Annotated in this window: 15 protein-coding genes and 2 other annotated features; of the genes, 10 read left to right on the forward strand and 5 right to left on the reverse strand. The window is 35.9% G+C overall.

Annotated elements, in window-relative coordinates; translation table 11 throughout:
- Positions 1-196 precede the first annotated feature (196 nt).
- The gene (locus MHH96_RS10915; RefSeq protein WP_061797782.1) at positions 197-1,111 is read left to right on the forward strand and encodes a class I SAM-dependent methyltransferase; all 915 of its coding nucleotides are present in this window, start codon (positions 197-199) and stop codon (positions 1,109-1,111) included.
- Positions 1,112-1,269: 158 nt separating this feature from the next.
- Complete coding sequence (locus tag MHH96_RS10920) at positions 1,270-1,974, forward strand: hypothetical protein (protein ID WP_061797777.1); 705 nt, start codon at positions 1,270-1,272, stop codon at positions 1,972-1,974.
- Positions 1,975-2,033: 59 nt separating this feature from the next.
- Here the strand turns inward: MHH96_RS10920 and MHH96_RS10925 are convergent, their stop codons facing one another.
- The 3 genes from MHH96_RS10925 to MHH96_RS10935 form a co-directional block, all read right to left on the reverse strand.
- Positions 2,034-2,633 (reverse strand): response regulator transcription factor, encoded by a 600-nt coding sequence (locus MHH96_RS10925; RefSeq protein WP_047942777.1) that lies wholly within the window; start codon positions 2,631-2,633, stop codon positions 2,034-2,036.
- Positions 2,630-3,763, reverse strand: a complete 1,134-nt coding sequence (locus MHH96_RS10930) for a sensor histidine kinase (RefSeq protein ID WP_061797773.1) — start codon at positions 3,761-3,763, stop codon at positions 2,630-2,632. Before MHH96_RS10930 ends, MHH96_RS10925 begins: the two co-directional genes overlap by 4 nt.
- Positions 3,764-3,915: 152 nt before the next feature.
- Complete coding sequence (locus tag MHH96_RS10935) at positions 3,916-4,947, reverse strand: fatty acid desaturase (RefSeq protein ID WP_061797771.1); 1,032 nt, start codon at positions 4,945-4,947, stop codon at positions 3,916-3,918.
- A gap of 224 nt (positions 4,948-5,171) precedes the next feature.
- Positions 5,172-5,400, forward strand: a binding site (T-box leader).
- 37 nt (positions 5,401-5,437) lie between these two features.
- Positions 5,438-5,665, forward strand: a binding site (T-box leader).
- A 42-nt stretch (positions 5,666-5,707) separates the two neighbouring features.
- Between MHH96_RS10935 and thrS the strand changes: the two genes are divergently transcribed.
- Entirely contained in the window at positions 5,708-7,627 is a 1,920-nt protein-coding gene (gene thrS / locus MHH96_RS10940; RefSeq protein ID WP_061797767.1) for a threonine--tRNA ligase, read from the forward strand.
- 41 nt (positions 7,628-7,668) lie between these two features.
- Here the strand turns inward: thrS and MHH96_RS10945 are convergent, their stop codons facing one another.
- Positions 7,669-8,091 (reverse strand): DUF4395 domain-containing protein, encoded by a 423-nt coding sequence (locus MHH96_RS10945; protein ID WP_047942769.1) that lies wholly within the window; start codon positions 8,089-8,091, stop codon positions 7,669-7,671.
- Between the two features lie 73 nt (positions 8,092-8,164).
- Positions 8,165-8,554 carry a helix-turn-helix domain-containing protein gene (locus tag MHH96_RS10950; protein ID WP_082138351.1) on the reverse strand — a complete coding sequence of 130 codons (390 nt, stop codon included), beginning with the start codon at positions 8,552-8,554 and terminating at the stop codon, positions 8,165-8,167.
- 169 nt (positions 8,555-8,723) lie between these two features.
- On the opposite strand from MHH96_RS10950, the gene MHH96_RS10955 reads away from it, so the two are divergent.
- From MHH96_RS10955 to MHH96_RS10985, 7 genes are all read left to right on the forward strand, one after another.
- Complete coding sequence (locus tag MHH96_RS10955; protein WP_047942767.1) at positions 8,724-8,945, forward strand: helix-turn-helix transcriptional regulator; 222 nt, start codon at positions 8,724-8,726, stop codon at positions 8,943-8,945.
- A gap of 33 nt (positions 8,946-8,978) precedes the next feature.
- The gene (locus MHH96_RS10960) at positions 8,979-9,296 is read left to right on the forward strand and encodes a hypothetical protein (protein ID WP_047942765.1); all 318 of its coding nucleotides are present in this window, start codon (positions 8,979-8,981) and stop codon (positions 9,294-9,296) included.
- 91 nt (positions 9,297-9,387) lie between these two features.
- The gene (proC, locus tag MHH96_RS10965) at positions 9,388-10,203 is read left to right on the forward strand and encodes a pyrroline-5-carboxylate reductase (protein WP_082138350.1); all 816 of its coding nucleotides are present in this window, start codon (positions 9,388-9,390) and stop codon (positions 10,201-10,203) included.
- 292 nt (positions 10,204-10,495) lie between these two features.
- The gene (locus MHH96_RS10970) at positions 10,496-12,109 is read left to right on the forward strand and encodes a response regulator (RefSeq protein WP_341117292.1); all 1,614 of its coding nucleotides are present in this window, start codon (positions 10,496-10,498) and stop codon (positions 12,107-12,109) included.
- 1 nt (position 12,110) lies between these two features.
- Positions 12,111-13,148 (forward strand): HEAT repeat domain-containing protein, encoded by a 1,038-nt coding sequence (locus tag MHH96_RS10975; RefSeq protein ID WP_047942763.1) that lies wholly within the window; start codon positions 12,111-12,113, stop codon positions 13,146-13,148.
- Position 13,149: 1 nt separating this feature from the next.
- Positions 13,150-14,562 carry a glycosyltransferase family 2 protein gene (locus MHH96_RS10980; RefSeq protein ID WP_047942761.1) on the forward strand — a complete coding sequence of 471 codons (1,413 nt, stop codon included), beginning with the start codon at positions 13,150-13,152 and terminating at the stop codon, positions 14,560-14,562.
- Complete coding sequence (locus MHH96_RS10985; protein ID WP_341117293.1) at positions 14,559-17,807, forward strand: hypothetical protein; 3,249 nt, start codon at positions 14,559-14,561, stop codon at positions 17,805-17,807. Before MHH96_RS10980 ends, MHH96_RS10985 begins: the two co-directional genes overlap by 4 nt.

The following is a 17,807-nucleotide window of genomic DNA, read 5'->3' on the forward strand; positions in this document are numbered from 1 at the left end:
AAATCCATGTAGTATATGAGATTCGCACTTTTATTTACGTCTTTTGTTTTAAAGGTATTTCCTGGAAAATAGTTATGAGATAAGTTGAAATATTTGACAAAAAAATCAATTTGTGCTATAATTCACAATAATAAACATTGCTGATATAATAAGATTCTCCTGGCCAGGGGGGAATCTTTTTTTTGGGGTGTTAGCGATGAAGAATAATGAATCAAGTTTAACTTCTTTAATTTCAGCATTTAGTCGAGCATATCATGTGAAAGAGGACTGCCCGATTATATTCAATGATTATATAGCGCAAGATTTCTTATCACCAGAAGAATATCAAGCCATTGCAGTAAATATGTCTAATGGCATTACTTTTTTTAGTTCTGAAATGGCTGAAAAATTAAAAGGTGATCAGGACGCAATATTAAAGTGGGTTACACAAATTCAACTATCACCAACACCACTTGCTAGAGCGGCCTACGCAGAAAATGTAGTTCGGAACGAATGTCAGCTTGGGGCTGAACAATATGTCATTATGGGTGCAGGTTTAGATACTTTTGCTTGGCGTTACGATACATTACCAAATGTTACTGTATATGAAGTTGACCACCCATCTACACAGAAATTTAAGATAGAACGGTTAGAGCAAGCGGGCTATGAAATTCCTGCTCATTTAAAGTTTGTAGCAATGGATTTCACGAAAGAGCTTTCGTTAGAAAAACTAGCTGCGGCAGGATTGGACCTATCTAAGAAAACAGTGTTTAGTTTACTTGGGGTATCTTATTATTTAACAAAAGATGTGCTTCAGCAGTTGCTGCATGGCTTCTTTAAAGACCTTTCAAAAGGAAGTTCGATTATTTTTGATTTTGCCGATGAGGGTTTGTTTACAGAACCTGGTATTTTTAATCGTGTGCAAAATATGGTCCAGATGGCACAAGCTGCCGGAGAACCAATGAAGTTTGCTGCTTCTCTTGCAGAATTAGAAGATTTACTTGCTAATGAGGAATTATTAATCTATGAACATCTATCACCACAAAAAATTCAACAGCAGTTTTTTTCTAATCGGGATGATAACCTGCAAGCATTTGAAACCATTCACTATATACATGCTGTGAAAAAATAATTATGTTCTAATCTTACCAATCCTTACCTGTTCCTATTTATGATAGGCGGGTAAGGATTTTTGCTTTTCTTTATAAAAGTAATCTTTTTAATTGAGAATAATTATCATTTGTTGTATAGTAGATAGTACAATATTGTTACCGTAGAGGAGAATATAGCATGCAAATATACTGGACGAAAATAAATAAGATTATTGAGGAAAACCCAGAGGTTAAAACTTACTTGCTTGACCGTCCGCAAGACTTTACATGGGAAGAAGGTTCCCACACCCATTTCGCTTTGAGAGGTTTCAATGCCGGAGACAAACCAAACCGCAGTTTGATTCGCCATATGTCTATCTCTTCTTTACCACACGAAAATGTAATCGCAATTACAACGCGTATCAGAGAGCAGTGCTCAGAATTTAAATCGATTTTAAGAAATCTTGAAGTCGGAAATGAAGTCGCTATCTTTAAAACACATTCAAACTTACCGCTTAAAAGAGAAAACAAAAATGTTTATCTACTGTCATCAGGGGTTGGACTGGCAACTTTTCGACCGATTGTACTGGATTATTTCGACCGCGCTGACAACGTCACTCGCATTCATTCTTTGAATATTGATTCATCAAAAGCCTTTTTATTTACAGATATTTTTACATCTGTACCTGACAAAAAGTTTGAAGCCCAGTTTGTTGATAACCGTAATGATTATTATGAAGAAGTGAAAAATTTAGCTGCAGACAAGGATGGTCTATTCTATGTTGTTGGCAGTGATGACTTCTTGATACAGAACATTGAAGTACTGCGTGAACAGGGCATCAAGCCGGAACAGATTATGCTCGATAAACGTGAAGGTCAACTGCCTGAGTTTTTTGCTCAGTAAATTGGCTATGGTTAGAAATCTACTTTAAATAGAAAAGGACTGGGAATCCAGTCCTTTTTCTATTTAAACCATCCTTTTTCCTTAAATCTAGTGATGGCTTCTATGCGGTTTTTTACTTCGAGTTTATCGAGGATCATGCTGATATAGTTTCGCACAGTGCCTGTTTTAATGGAGAGCTCTTGGGCTATTTCTTTTGTGTTTTTGCCGTTCGCAACAAGCATCAGAACTTCTTTTTCCCGTTCAGTAAGAGGATTTTCTTCTTTGTAAACATCATCAACCAATTCTGGTGCGTAAATTCTTCTTCCTTCCATTACACTGCGGATGCTATTGGCTAAATCGTCGCTAGGACTGTCCTTGAGCAAATAGGCAGATACGCCAGCCTTCAATGCGCGCTGGAAATAACCAGATCTTGCAAAAGTAGTTAAGATAATGACTTTGCAAGGGTGGCTCATAAGTTCTTCCGCTGCTTCTAAGCCTGTTTTTGCAGGCATTTCAATATCCATTATACAAATATCTGGATTCTTTTCCTTGACTAGCTGAATGGCTTCTTCTCCATTGTTTGCTTTGCCCACAACCGTGATATCGTCTTCTAAATCAAGCAATGAACCTAAAGCACCTAAAAGCAGGCGCTGGTCTTCGGCAATGACAATGCGGATCATATTAATTCCTCCTTTTCTATTATTTTTCCATCACGTGGAACCGCAATTTTTACGATGGTTCCCTCCTCGGCACTAATTTCTAAAGTACCATTGATAAAATCTAATCTTTCTCTCATGCCCGCTAGTCCGTTTCCTTTGTGCATATTTTCTTCTTGAAAAGGAGTGCTTCCATTATCTTTAATTTCCATGATTGTTTCTTTTTTGTTCTGGCTGATGCTTATAGAGCAAGCGGTGGCATTACTATGTCGAACCACATTGGTAACCGCCTCTTTTAGACACATGCTGATAATGTTTTCTGCAATCGATGAAATTCTTAGATTGGAAGCTATATTGCATGTCAGGCTTATCTCTGCCGCACCTAATATTTTTTGGACAAGAAGGAGTTCGTCTTTTAATCGTATGCCGCGCATTTCAGAGACCATTTTTCGGACTTCGTTCAGCGCAGATCGAGAAGTATGCTGAATATCTTTCAATTCTATGCGGGCTTGTTCTGGGTCCTTATAGATAAGTTTTCTTGCTAAATCACTTTTTAAACCAATAAGAGATAGCTTTTGGCCGAGAGTATCATGAAGATCTCTGGCAATTCGCTGTCTTTCTTCGAGTTTCACTAAATGTGAAATACGCTTATTCGCATCTTCTAGTTGTTCCTGCAGCTGATCTTTCTCTTTGCGGTTCTGGATATTCAATGGCAATAAAATTACGCCAAACCAGATGATCAGTACAAAAGGCAGCTGCTTTATCAGCAAGGCATCGCCTATTATAATTTTGAAGTAAATGGCAAATGTAGTAACTGCCAAGTGGATAAAATAAAGGATAAAAAAAGGAATCCGCTTTTTAATATTGCCAATAAAATAGGAAAGAAAAAAGGAAAAATACACATAGCTGTATGTATAAATAGCAAAGGTGGAGATTCCGATTAATAAGGACGGCCATAAATAGATTGTCCAGCCTTTTGACAGATAAGCAATTCTATAAAAAATAAAAAATAAAATGGTAAGGATGATGCCTGATATTACATCAACTGCAGAAGAGGCATGGAATATGAAATAAAATGGCAGAATGGTCAGCAATGTCCAAATATAAGGAGAGATCCCCGTGCTTTTTTTTAAAACCTCTAATCTTTTCATCATCAGTTTCTAACCTCGTTTTATTGACTGTTATTTATTCATTTTAACATAATGGAGCAGCAATTAATGGCCTAATTGCTGCTCAGATAGTTGCTTAAAGCAAACGGAATCTTTTTGCTTTAAAGATAGTGGACCTGACTGATAGAAGCTTTTATTTATTGCATTTCTGATCTTGCAGATATGGAAAGGGATTTCTTTTGCTTCTTCCATTCATAGAAGCTGATAAATTTTTTGTCCTTTTCGTCCCATAAACGAAACTTTAAAGAGCGAAGACTGCTTGCAAGTGTTATTGTTGGAACATTTTGCAGGGGCTCTGTCTGTTTATGGACTAGTTCTAAGTTGTAATTAGGAACCCTCGGACTTAAATGATGGACATGGTGATAGCCAATATTGCCAGTCAGCCACTGCATCCATTTGGGAAGGTGATAGAAGGAGCTTCCTTCTACAGCAGCCTTTACATAATCCCAATTTTTATCTTCTTCAAAGTACGTGTCTTCAAAAGTATGCTGTACATAAAATAACCATACGCCAACAGAGCCGGATATAAGAAAAATCGGCAGCTGTACAAGCAAGAAAGATGACCAGCCAAGCGTACTGCCAAGAAGCACAGCCAATAATACAATCGCCATATTCGTTATATAAGTATTTAGTCTTTCCTTCAATCTAGCTCCTTTACGGTTGAAGCGGTTGGCTAAAAGAAATTCATAAATTGGTCCTAGTATAAACATGATGAACGGATTACGGTATAAACGATATTGGATTTTTACCATTAAAGAGGCATTCTCGTACTCTTCTATCGTCATCATCCATAAATCGCCGACTCCTCGTTTATCCAGGTTGCTGCTTGTTGCGTGATGAATAGAATGGCTATGCTGCCATTTGCTATAGGGGAATAAGGTTAAGATTCCAGTAATTGTTCCTAAAACCTTATTAGCTTTACGGTTTTTAAAGAAAGAAAAGTGGCAGCAATCGTGAAAAATGATAAAAATCCTTACTAAAAATCCTGCGGCGGCTATGGCGAACACAAGGGTTAACAGATAAGAAATACTTAAGCTTTTAAATGCAGCAAACCAAAGTAAAACAAAGGGTAAAATGGTGTTGGCAAGCTGCCAGACACTAATTCTTACAGTGGATTTCTCAAATGGCGCTACAGCAGTTCTTAATTGTTTTAAGTTTTTTATATTCATTTTTAATTTCCCTTCTCTTAATGGATATCTATAGTATAATTATGTATCAATTAAATTGGCAGACATACATGTCATGCTTGCTATATGACATTTGTCATATAGCGATTTTTCTCGCTTCAAAAAGTCTTGTAATTGAAAGAAGAAAGCATAAAGAGATAAATAAAATAAAAAATAAGGTTGCATAATTTTTTACTTTGTAATAGAATATTAAAAAAAATTGATTATAAAAAGCTTTGATAAGGACATGAGCTACTATTTCGGTTTCCAGAGAGGGAAGAATTGCTGAAAACTTCCTAACGCAGAATAAGTATCTTACCACCTTTGAGCCGTATTGGGGAATTGATAGTATCCAATACCGTAGATGCAAACGTTATTGTACCAAGCCATGAACAACACTGTGTATTTTTCATGGGAATTTGGGTGGAACCACGGGTAAACGCACTCGTCCCTTTCATTAGGGATGAGTGCGTTTTTTGTTTTTACAATTTCATAATATGCGATGAAAAGGACATGAATTATTTTTACTGTTATCAGAGAGGGAAGGATAGGTGTGAGCTTCCTAGCAAAGGAAAATAATTTACCACCTTTGAGCTATATTGGTGAACGAGAAGTAGTCAATATCGTGTATGCAGCGTTACTGCACCAAGCCATAAGAAAATCACTGTGTTTTTTTATGGGAATTTGGGTGGAACCACGGGTGAAAACACTCGTCCCTTTCAATAGGGACGAGTGTTTTTTTTGTACCAAAAAATGATAAGGAGTGAACAAAATGATTAAGGTAGTATTAGCAGATGGGAGTAAGAAGGAATATCCAAAAGGAAGCACAGTCGCAGAAATTGCGGAGTCTATTAGTGTTAGCTTAAAGAAGAAAGCAGTTGGAGCAAAGATCAATGACGAATGGTTTGTAGATATGAGCCATCAAATAGAAGAGGATGTACATTTAGCTATCATTACAATAGATTCGGAAGAAGGTGTATCCATTATGCGCCATTCCAGTGCCCACGTCATGGCACAAGCGATAAAACGATTGTATCCCAATGTACAGTTAGCAATTGGACCAGTGGTAGAGGATGGTTTTTATTATGATATGAAACTCGCTCACAGTTTAACTTCCCATGATTTGCAAGCCATTGAAAAAGAGATGAAGAAAATTATCAAGGAAAACCTTCCTTTTACTCGCAAAGAAGTATCGTTCGAGGAAGCGCAACAGCTTTTTGAAGAGAAAGAAGAGATATTTAAATTGGAGCTCTTAGAGACTATACCAAGCAATGAATCGATTTCCCTTTATCAGCAAGGAGAGTTTATTGATTTATGTCGTGGAACTCATCTCCCTTCGACTGGTTTTATTAAAGCTTTTAAATTAATGCGTGTATCTGGTGCTTACTGGCGAGGGGATAGTGATAGGGAAGTATTGCAGCGTGTGTACGGTGTTGCCTTTTCCAGTCAACAGCAATTAGCAGAGTACTTAGAAATGATTGAAGAAGCAGCAAAACGAGATCATCGGAAGCTAGGAAAGCAATTGGAGCTGTTTATGTTCTCAGAAGAAGCACCTGGCATGCCGTTTTATTTACCAAAAGGACAAATCATCCGCAATGAATTAGAACAATTTTCAAGAGAGCTTCAAGGCGGGGCGGATTACGAAGAAGTAAGAACTCCTTTGATGATGAATGAGCGAATGTGGAAGCAGTCTGGCCACTGGGATCATTATCATGAAAACATGTACTTTTCCGAAGTGGATGAACAAAAATTTGCGTTAAAGCCAATGAATTGTCCAGGACATATGCTTATCTTCAAAAATAGTCTCTATTCCTATCGCGATTTGCCGATTCGCTTATCAGAATTTGGGCAGGTACATCGTCATGAATATAGTGGTGCACTAAACGGAATGTTACGTGTTCGTACGTTTTGCCAGGATGATGCCCATTTATTTGTAAGAGAAGACCAAATAGAAGCAGAGATTAAAAGCATTTTTCAATTGGTCGATAAAGTTTACCGTACTTTTGGATTTGCATACACTGTAGAGCTCTCTACTAGACCGGATGATTCGCTCGATGGGGATGACATTTGGGAATTAGCAGAGGGAGCATTAAGAAATGTTTTAGAACAGCTAGAAATAGATTATATTCTTAATGAAGGCGATGGTGCATTTTATGGTCCGAAAATTGATTTTCATATAAAGGATGCTTTAAAAAGAAGCCATCAATGTGCAACAATTCAGCTTGACTTTCAAATGCCGAAGCTCTTTAACTTAGCTTATATTAACGAAAACAATGAAAAAGTCTGTCCAGTTGTTATTCACCGTGCTATCTATGGGTCGCTTGATCGATTCTTTGGCATACTAATTGAACATTTTGCAGGCGCCTTTCCTGTTTGGCTTGCTCCAATACAGGTGGAAATTATTCCGGTATCCAATGTTCATCTAAATTATTGTCTAGAAGTTCAATCAGTTTTAAAAGAAGCAGGAGTAAGAGTAAAGATAGACGACAGCAATGAAAAATTAGGATATAAAATCCGTGCAGGACAAATGCAAAAGATTCCCTATTTGCTTGTATTAGGGGATAAAGAAAAAGAACAAAATGCTGTAAATGTGAGAAAATATGGAGAAGAGCAGTCAAAAGGAGTTTCTTTAGAAGCATTTAAACAAATGATCGGAAAGCAGATAAAAGAAAGAAGCTTATAAAAAACGGGGATTCAATCGATTTTGATTGAATCCCTTTCGTGTTATAAGCTCCGATTATACTGATATTTTTTCCATTGAAACCGGATAAAGCAGCCAATACAAAAACCAAGTATGGCAATAATCGAAGAAAGTCCGACCATAATAGAAAAGATATAGCCAAGAACATTCCAATCTAAGAAAAAGGAAAGGGAACCTATTGCCAAGCATATTACAGCAATTATTTGGTTAAATTGCTGCTGCTCCCAATCCTCTTGATGATATTCTCTCATGGGTTTTTTAAGAAATATACTCGCTGTTTTCATAATAGGATTCCATTGGAATAATAATCCACAGAGCCCTGCGAGAAGTGGAATTAGCATGATCCAGTATTGCTGAAAAACTAAGCTAAGTAATACAGATAGAAAAATAGTCCATTGATTTGTTCGGACTAATGGTACTGGAATTGTTTTGAGCAGATTAGTCATCAAAACCAACCTTTCTTATAAGAATTATGTATATTATACGCTCTTATAAGAAATTTGTTAAGTTAAGAAGCTCTTATTTATTTTGCTTTTCGTCCTCCAAGAAACGCCAGAGCCTATATAACTGTGAAACTGTCTTTTCAGGGTTGTTAATAAGATGGTTATATAGGGTCGGGTATTTCTGCAATTGAGTTAGCAGCTCTGCTTCTTCGCTCGTCATACTATTATCCGATACTTTACTATGATAGCTAGCTCTAGTTTCCTTTGCTTCTGATCGTCCTAGGAGGTAATCAGTGCTTACATCAAAATAATCTGCTAATTTTTGTAAGGTGTCTGTATCAGGTTTGCGATTACCTGTTTCGTATCCTGAGATAGATACTTTTGTTACATTCATTGCATTCCCAAGCGTTTGTTGAGAAATGTTGGCAGATTTCCGCAATTGTCTCAATCTTTCTGGAAAATTCATCTAAACCAGCTCCTAATTTCGTTACTTCTATTATAAGTTAACGTTTAGCTAACAGTAAATAATGAATTTTTGTTAACAAATTCGGAATTATATATTGAAGTAAACCACTTGTTTACCGTATAATTTTAATAAGGAAAAAAATGAGAATGGGGAAGATGAGGTGTAAAAAATGCATCGGAATAAGCTGCGTATCATAAGAAAGCAATATGGCTATACCTATCAGATGATGGCTGATAAGTTAGGAATTACAAAGTCTTATTATTGGCAAATAGAAAATGGCAAACGAGGATTATCTTATGAGCAAGCAGTACAGATATCTAGTATTTTTTCCAAAACACCAGATGAGATTTTTCTTCCAGATTATATAGAGGTTAAAGGATGTTCGAGATAAGGATAGAATTTCAAGTGAATTAGGAGGCTTAAAGTGAAGGAGCAAATATACGTAACCGAGGAAAATCTTTTATTAATAAAAGAAGCATTGGATTTTAGTATACGAAATGCATCCAGAGGAATTCTATTCATTTTAGAAATGGTAAAGGAAAAAGTCACAACCAGTAATGACAGTATTTTGAGACTGGATGGAATGGAAATGGAGATTATTCTTGTTTCCTTAATCGAATATGGTATTAGTTTATTGTCTTTTCATTCAGATAAAGGGAATTTATGTATGGAAGAAGCAATCAGAATTGATCAAATTAAGCAGTATTATCAAAGAAAAAATGGTCCGAAAATGATGTGCTAATATTCTAAACACTAAACAGCTTAGATAGATTTGTTGATTTTCTTCTCATACTATGTAAGAGTAAAAGGACAAACATGAGAGGAAGATCAGAGTGGAAAAAAGAAAAGTTGGTTTCATTGGCTGTGGAAAAATGGCTCAAGCAATGGTAAATGGAATGCTGCAGTCTTCTTTTTTGAGTAGAGAGGATATTTTGGCTAGTACGAAATCCGCGGAAAGCGCGCAAATGGTAAGGGAAACCTTTCAAATAGAAACGACATTAGATAATAAAAAAGTAGCAAGCTTTGCAGATGTACTTATTGTTGCAGTAAAGCCACATTTATATGGAGAGGTCTTACAAGAAATTCTCTCCTATGTGAAGAATGAAACAATCATTGTTACAATCGCAGCTGGAATTGAGATGGCATACATAGAATCACAGTTATCAAAAAATGCAAAGGTTATCCGCTCCATGCCAAATACTCCTTCTCTTGTAGGAGAAGGGATGACTGTATTTTGTGCAAATGAAAGAGTTACAGAGCCGGAAATTGCTTTTATAATAGAAATGTTTACAGCATTTGGGCAAGTGGAAGTCGTGGAAGAAAGCTTAATGGATTATATTCCTGCGATTAGCGGTTCTTCCCCAGCCTATGTCTATATGTTTATTGAAGCATTGGCAGATGGTGGCGTTCGCAGTGGAATACCGAGAGAGAAAGCTTACAAGTTAGCTGCTCAATCTGTTTTAGGAGCAGCAAAAATGGTCTTAGAAACAGGTAAGCATCCAGGAATATTGAAAGATGAAGTATGCACACCTGGTGGAGCGACAATTGAAGCAATTACTGCATTGGAACAAAATCAATTTAGAGGGACAATTTTGGCAGCAATGGAAAGCTGTGATCGTAAAAATCGCAGAATGAAGAAGGAAAATTAACAAGTAATAAAAGTAGAAATTAGGAAATGTTTCTCTATTATATTTTGTTTTCTTTTTATATAATATAAAAGAAAAAATTAATAATGAAGAAAAATGTAATTTAATTATACACATCTATCGAAATGTTATATTTATTGTAGTAATCAGACCAGTTTTTTGGTCTGTTTTTTTGTGCGCAGTCTTTTGGTTTTCCTAATATTTAGGATGAAATGTTTATGATTAATTTTTATATGTCGGGAAAAATATCAAAACAGTCTTAATGATTTGGTTAAAGTAGTCGGGAGGATTTATAGTGTTGAATAAATATAAGGCAATATTTATTACAAGGATGACACAGCAGTTAAATGAATTGTTAAATAAACAAGCAGCAGAGACCATTAAAAATGAGGAAGTCTATAGGTTATTGCATGCGATTAAAGGCACTTCTGGTACATTAGATTTGGATTTGTTATTTCATTTAGTTTCGGGATTAATGACAAAGGTGGAAGAAAGAGAAGAAGACTGGGCACAATCCGAGCTAAAGAATTTTTTAAGTGAGTTACTTGATATTTGTGAAGAATATGAACATTTTCACGAAGATATTAATAAAACTCCTGATTTTAGAGATATTGAAGTACCGCTTATTCAGCTTATTGACGACGATGTTTCTTTATTGATTTTCTTAAAGGAGATGATGGAACGTAAAGGCTGGATGGTAATAGCAAATTCTAATGCGGAGAATGCGATTGAGCAATTTTACAGTATGCAGCCAGATTGTATCATTATTGATATGAACCTGCCATTTAAAACTGGTTTAGACATCCTAGATGATATTCAGATGCATACGAAGCACTCATTTGTTCCAAAGGTTATATGTAGTATTGATAATTCAAGAGAAAAGAGAATAGCTGCATATAAGAAGGGCGCAGATGATTATATGGAAAAGCCGCTTGATATAGAAGAATTTCTGATTCGAATTGAGAGACATATCGAGCGAAAGAAAACCTTTGACCAGTCTGTATTAGTTGATGAATTAACAGAAGTATATAATCGCAAGTTTTTAAAGGATTCTTATACTCGTTTTATTAGTGATACAGCTCGGACCAAAACTTCTGGTACCATTGCTATTGTAGATATTGATTATTTTAAACGAGTCAATGATACATATGGTCACGTTGTAGGCGATAAGGTATTAAAAGCTTTTGCCCAATTCTTGAAAACAAATATACGAACCACAGATACACTTTTTCGTTTTGGTGGCGAAGAGTTTGTCATTCTTTTTCAACGAGCGGGAGAATCTGAAGTTATCGATGTATTAAACAGGATGCTTAAGCGTTTTTCAGGAATAGAATTCGAAGAAAATGGTGGCAAATTTTCTTTGAGCTTTTCTGCTGGTGTATTTGAAGTCACTTCAAATGACATACCATTAAATAAAGCAATTGAGAAGGCAGATGAGGCGCTTTATTTAGCCAAGGAAGATGGACGTGCTTGTATTCGAAGCGCTAATAAAAGGAAGGAAGCATCAAATAAAAAATTATTAAATATTTCGATTGTTGATGATGATTCCTTCATTCGTTCTATTTTAAAAAATATATTGGATTCCATCGAAATAAATAACCTTACCATAAATGTCGCAGAATATGAAGATGGGATGCAATTTTTAGAATCCAAGCGATTACAAGAGAATGGGATGCATTTTCTTATCTTGGATGGAATGATGCCTGTAATGGATGGACTCGAGCTCCTGCAAATTGTTAAAAAGACGTCTTATCAGCATAATGCTCATATTTTAATGTTGACTGGCAGAAAAAGTGAACATGATATTGCTGAAGCATTACGGTTAGGTGCAGATGATTATGTTACAAAACCATTCAGTATTAAAGAGTTACAGGCAAGAATAACAAGGTTAATTATGAGGATGATTTAATTTGGAACAAGAGATAAGAGTATTACAAATAATTAGTATTATCCTATTTGCTACGCTATTATGCTTATTAACTTATTTAGTCATTAGGAAAATAATAGAGAATAGACAAGATAACCAAATTAATGAGCGAAAAAAACAGCTGATTGGACCAATCTTTTCCTATCTTCGGGAGGGGAAGGAAAGATTGAAGGATATAAAGCAAACAAGAATAGACAAGCAGGCAATAGAACAGGTTCTCACTGATTTTTCTGAGAGAATAGAGGGAGAACAGGAGGAAGAACGGCTGCTTGAACTTGCTGAGTTTTACTTGATAGATAAATATAGGAAAGAAATAAAGTCTAGATATTGGAGTAAACGGATGAATGTCCTATATAAAATAGAAGATTTTCATATGAAGGAAATCGAACACCAGGTGATTAGTCGATTATCTAAAAGAAATTGTCATAAAGAAGAGAAAATCCAGATTTATCGGATTTTAGCTGCCTTTCAATCTGAAAACATTTGGAGCCTCATAAATAAGGATGAAGAACTTACGGAAAAGAATTACCGAAGTATACTGCTGCGATTAAAGCCTGAGAGTTTTAGGAAGTTTATTCAGCCTTTTTATTATTGTCGAGAAGCGTTACAATTAGCAATCTTAGACGTAATAAGCATGAAAAAGAAGGTAGAGTACGTCCAATTTATAGAGAGTGTTTTCGCGAAGTATGAGGAAGAGATCAGATTAAGAGCTTTGAAGGCAATAGCTTCAATTGGCTATGTGAGAAATATAGAAGATTACGTTTTCTTGGCAGATTCTGAAGTTTGGCAGGAGAGAATGATGGTTGCCAAACTATTAGGAACGAGTAGTAGCCTCGATAAATATATTCCTTTGTTAGTAAAGCTTCTTCATGATTCTTCTTGGTGGGTGCGATCTCAAGCAGCTGAATCCATCATAAGCTTTAAAAAAGGCAGAGAAGTTTTATTTGAAGTCGTTAACCAATCAGAGGATAAGTTTGCCAAGGATATGGCCAGAGAATGGTTAAATAAAGGAGTTTATTAGCATGGTTTATCAATGGTGGTCAATTGCTGTACAAATCTTTGCCACGTTTATTGCTGTTTATATGATAATTATTATATTGTTTTATTCTGTTATTCTTTTCATTTCCATGCTTCAGCTACGAAAGGAATATAAATTAAATAGAGAAGATACATTTGATGATGTTTCAAATGAATGGTATACGAAACCAGTATCTATCATTGTTCCAGCTTATAATGAAGAAGCTGGAATCATTCCAAGTGTACGGTCCTTGTTGAGCATTAATTATCCTCAATTTGAAATCATTGTTGTCAATGATGGATCAAAGGACCATACGCTGCAGAAAATGATAGAACAATATGAGATGGTTCATATAGAAAAGGTTGTCAGGAAACAACTTACGACAAAGCCTATTAAAGGGATTTATCAATCGAAGCTGCTCCCTAAATTATATTTAATCGATAAAGAAAATGGCGGAAAAGCAGATGCTTTAAATGCAGGACTGAACTTTTCTCATTTTCCTTATATTTGTTCATTAGATGGTGATTCGGTCTTAGAAAGAGATGCCTTTTTAAAGGTAATGAAGCCTATTATGGATAGTGATGAAGAAGTGATAGCCTCAAGTGGAAGTATTCGTATTGCTAATGGATGTAAGATAAAAAACGGACAAGTTCTCGAGATAGGATTGTCTCGCAATCCCTTGGTTATTATGCAAATAATCGAATATTTGAGAGCTTTTTTGATGGGGAGAATTGGATTAAGCAGACATAATTTATTATTAATTATTTCTGGGGCTTTTGGTGTTTTTTCAAAAAAATGGGTCCTAAAGGCTGGGGGCTATCAAACGAATACAGTCGGCGAAGATATGGAGCTCGTAGTGCGAATCCATCGATTATTAAAAGAGACAAAGGAAAAAAAGAAAATCGTTTATGTTCCAGACCCAGTTTGCTGGACAGAAGTTCCGGAAGAAATAACGTTTTTAAGAAGACAGCGAAGAAGGTGGCATCGGGGATTATATGAAAGTCTATGGAATCATAGAAAGCTAACCTTTAACCCGAAATATGGAAATATCGGACTAATATCTTTTCCATACTTCTGGCTAATTGAATTTTTGGGCCCTATTGTCGAATTTTTAGGATATGTTTATACGATTATTGCCTTGTTTTTTGGTGGAGTATATTTAGAATTTGCCATCTTAATTTTATTACTGTCCTGTATTTATGGCTCTATTTTTTCAATGGCAGCAGTGTTATTAGAAGAATGGAGTTTGCGCAAATATCCGAAAGTTTCCCACATCATTTCTTTGTTCTTCTATTCGCTGACAGAATCTTTTTGGTACCGCCCGTTAACTGTTTTTTGGCGATGTGAAGGCATTTGGCAATTAATAAGAAGCGATAAAAGTTGGGGAGAAATGAGCCGTAAAGGAGTATCCGAATGAAATGGAATAAATCGATTATTTTCTTTTTACTTATTCTCTTTGGTGTAGGACTTTTAACAAGTCCTTTTTGGCTTTGGCAGTTAAAGCATTCAAAGGAATTAAATGTCTTAATTATGGATAAAACAGTGCCGGATTCTTCCTATCAGGAACATGCGGGATTAATATGGGTGTTGAATAATCAGAAATATGTAAAAAGCAATCAAGCTCCTTATAGCAAAGAACGTGATTATGTAGGAGTTAATCCTTTGAAAGAAAAACACAAGCAATTAACTCATCTGCCAAAAGATTTATCCTCCTATGATGTGATCTATATGACAGATCAATATGGAATAGATAAGGAAGAAGCTTCCAGAATGAATAGCGTTGAGAAAGTTTCGAAGCAGATGGAAGGCGGATTAGCGTTAGAAGATGTTGAAAGGGTAGAGTCAGCTTTGTTTCAAAACACCAATAAAACATTAATTGCTGAATTTAATACCTTTGCAGCTCCAACTAGTGATCAAGCCCGCGAAAAAATAACAAATCTTCTCCATCTTTCATGGAGTGGATGGATAGGAAGATATTTTTCTGACCTGGAAAGCAATGAAGTTCCTATATGGGTCAAAGAAAGATATGAACAAATCTATGATCATAAGTGGTCATTTAAAAGATCAGGGTTAATCTTGATTAATAGCGATGATCATCTAATTGTATTGTCAGATCAAGAGCTTGTTAGCGGAGCCCTTCAATTTTCGACTACTGATAAAGGGAAGGATTTGTTCAATCAGCCTATTAAATCGAATTATGGTTATTGGTTTGATATAGTTGCTGCAAAGGATGAGACCGATATTCTTGCTACGTATACACTTCCAGTAAATGAAAAAGGGAAAGCAGTCTTAACCGAATATGGCTTACCTAGTCAGTTTCCAGCAGTCATTCAATACAAGAATAAACAATACACGTCTTATTATTTTGCAGGTGACTATGCAGATGAAGCAGAGGTACCAGCACTTTATAAAACAGTCGGGTTTGATACGTGGAAAAGATCTATAACTTATCGCCATTCCTTTTATTGGAACAGTTATGTACCTATTATGAAAGGGATTCTAAAGAATGGTTTACATTCCGCTGATCATGCAAGTACTAATGTGGAAACAACAACTGTGAATCATTTGAAGATAAACACGAAAACAGATGATACGTATATTCAGGTGTTGAAAGACAATAAGTGGACAAATCTCCTTGTTAAAGGAGTTAATATGGGGATAGCAAAGCCAGGAACTTTTCCAGGAGAAACGGCCATAACGAAGGATGAATATTTACGCTGGTTTAAAGATATTGGCGCTATGCATGCAAATGCGATTAGAGTGTATACCTTGCATCCGCCCGCTTTCTATCAAGCATTGTATGAGTATAATCAGTTGGCAGAGGAACCTTTATATCTTTTTCATGGTGCATGGATTAATGAAGAGACTCTCCTAGAAAAACAGGATGCTTACGCGAATGAAGTGGATAATGATTTTAATCGAGAATTGAAGAATATGATAGATATCATTCATGGGAATGCATCTATAGCTGCTGCCCCTGGCCATGCTTCCGGCGAGTATACATATGATATATCAAAATATGTATTGGGCATTATGATCGGAATCGAATGGGATCCAGAGGTAGTACAGAATACAAATGAGAAACATAAAAGCATAGCTTCATATGATGGCACTTACTTTGAAACAAAAGATGCTTCTCCTTTTGAAAGTTGGCTTGCACAGAAGATGGATGAAACAGTGAAATATGAGGTTGATAAATATGACTGGCAGCATACAATGAGCTTTACCAATTGGGTAACAACGGACTTGCTTAAACATCGTTATGAGCCGGATCCAAAAGAAGATATGGCCATCGTAAATCCCAATCATATAAAGACGACAGAGAATTTTCATGCGGGATTCCTTGCTTCCTATCATGTCTATCCGTATTATCCAGATTTCTTAAACTATGAGCCTGCATATAAAGGCTATATAAATAAACAAGGGAAGCAGAGTAATTATGGAGCTTATTTACAGGAGTTAAGAGAAGCACATGATATGCCAGTTCTAATTGCTGAATTTGGTGTACCCGCATCGAGAGGAAAAACGCATGAGAATGTAAATGGAATGACACAAGGGTTTCTTTCCGAACAAGAACAAGGAAATTTCGATAAAGAAATGTTTCAAATGATTGTCGATGAAAATTATGCAGGTGGGCTACTATTTGCTTGGCAGGATGAATGGTTCAAGCGAACATGGAATACGATGGATTATGATAATCCTGATAGAAGACCATATTGGTCCAATCTACAAACAAATGAACAGCATTTTGGCTTACTCAGCTTTGATCCTGGAAAATATGAGTCGCCCATTTATATAGATGGAAAGAAAAAGGACTGGGAAAAACTCGGCATTTCTCCTTTGTATGAAGATAGAAGGGAACAAAAAGGAATAGAATCTATATATGTAACAAGTGATGAACAGCAGGTCAACTTGAGAATTGATTATCACCAGCCAATAGACTTACAAACAGATACAACCTATCTATTGTTTAATACCATTGAGAAGCAAGGCCAAAAAACAATTGCACTTAAAAACAAAACAATTAAATCAACGTTTGGCGTTGACTTTCTTGTTAAAATAGCGAATGAACACAATTCGCAAATATTAGTTGATAGTTATTATGATTCCTTCCATTATCATTATGGATCCATTTTGCATATGATCAAAGAAGAAGCTTATGCAAAGAAAAAGGATAATGGAGTATTTCATCCTATTCGACTGACCTTAAATAAGGAATTAGAGCTCCCAGATACTAAAATTCCATTTCAATCTTATGTAACTGGACATCTTCTATTTGGCAATGGAAATCCTGCTAGTAAAGAATTTAATAGCTTAACCGATATAAGCGTGAGCAAAGATAAAAAAACGATTGAAGTCCGGATACCTTGGGCCTTGTTGAATATGAAAGATCCGAGCCAGAAAGAGATAATGGCTGATTTATGGCAAAAGGGATTAGAGGAAAGTGTACAGGCTAAGGGAATCCAAATAGCAGCGGTAATGGAAAAAGAGGAGGAAATAATCTCTTCCTTCCCTAAGCTTAATAGATATAATGAAATCCTAGCTGCTGATGCTAAATGGTACACGTGGGAGGAATGGGAGATGCCAGCTTACCATGAACGGCTAAGGGCATCGTATTACCTCTTAAAGGATGCCTTTTCAGAAATAAATTTGGGGGATTAA

Source organism: Niallia sp. FSL K6-0212 (assembly GCF_038007605.1).
Classification (GTDB): Bacteria; Bacillota; Bacilli; order Bacillales; family Cytobacillaceae; genus Niallia; species Niallia circulans.

Excerpts from the sequence above, each read along its gene's own strand:
- MHH96_RS10920 (WP_061797777.1), top strand. The coding sequence starts at position 1,270 with ATGCAAATATACTGGACGAAAATAAATAAGATTATTGAGGAAAACCCA.
- MHH96_RS10955 (WP_047942767.1), top strand. The coding sequence starts at position 8,724 with ATGCATCGGAATAAGCTGCGTATCATAAGAAAGCAATATGGCTATACC.
- MHH96_RS10980 (WP_047942761.1), top strand. The coding sequence starts at position 13,150 with ATGGTTTATCAATGGTGGTCAATTGCTGTACAAATCTTTGCCACGTTT.
- MHH96_RS10935 (WP_061797771.1), bottom strand. The coding sequence starts at position 4,947 with ATGAATATAAAAAACTTAAAACAATTAAGAACTGCTGTAGCGCCATTT.
- MHH96_RS10930 (WP_061797773.1), bottom strand. The coding sequence starts at position 3,763 with ATGATGAAAAGATTAGAGGTTTTAAAAAAAAGCACGGGGATCTCTCCT.
- MHH96_RS10985 (WP_341117293.1), top strand. The coding sequence starts at position 14,559 with ATGAAATGGAATAAATCGATTATTTTCTTTTTACTTATTCTCTTTGGT.
- MHH96_RS10945 (WP_047942769.1), bottom strand. The coding sequence starts at position 8,091 with ATGACTAATCTGCTCAAAACAATTCCAGTACCATTAGTCCGAACAAAT.
- MHH96_RS10915 (WP_061797782.1), top strand. The coding sequence starts at position 197 with ATGAAGAATAATGAATCAAGTTTAACTTCTTTAATTTCAGCATTTAGT.
- MHH96_RS10950 (WP_082138351.1), bottom strand. The coding sequence starts at position 8,554 with ATGAATTTTCCAGAAAGATTGAGACAATTGCGGAAATCTGCCAACATT.
- MHH96_RS10925 (WP_047942777.1), bottom strand. The coding sequence starts at position 2,633 with ATGATCCGCATTGTCATTGCCGAAGACCAGCGCCTGCTTTTAGGTGCT.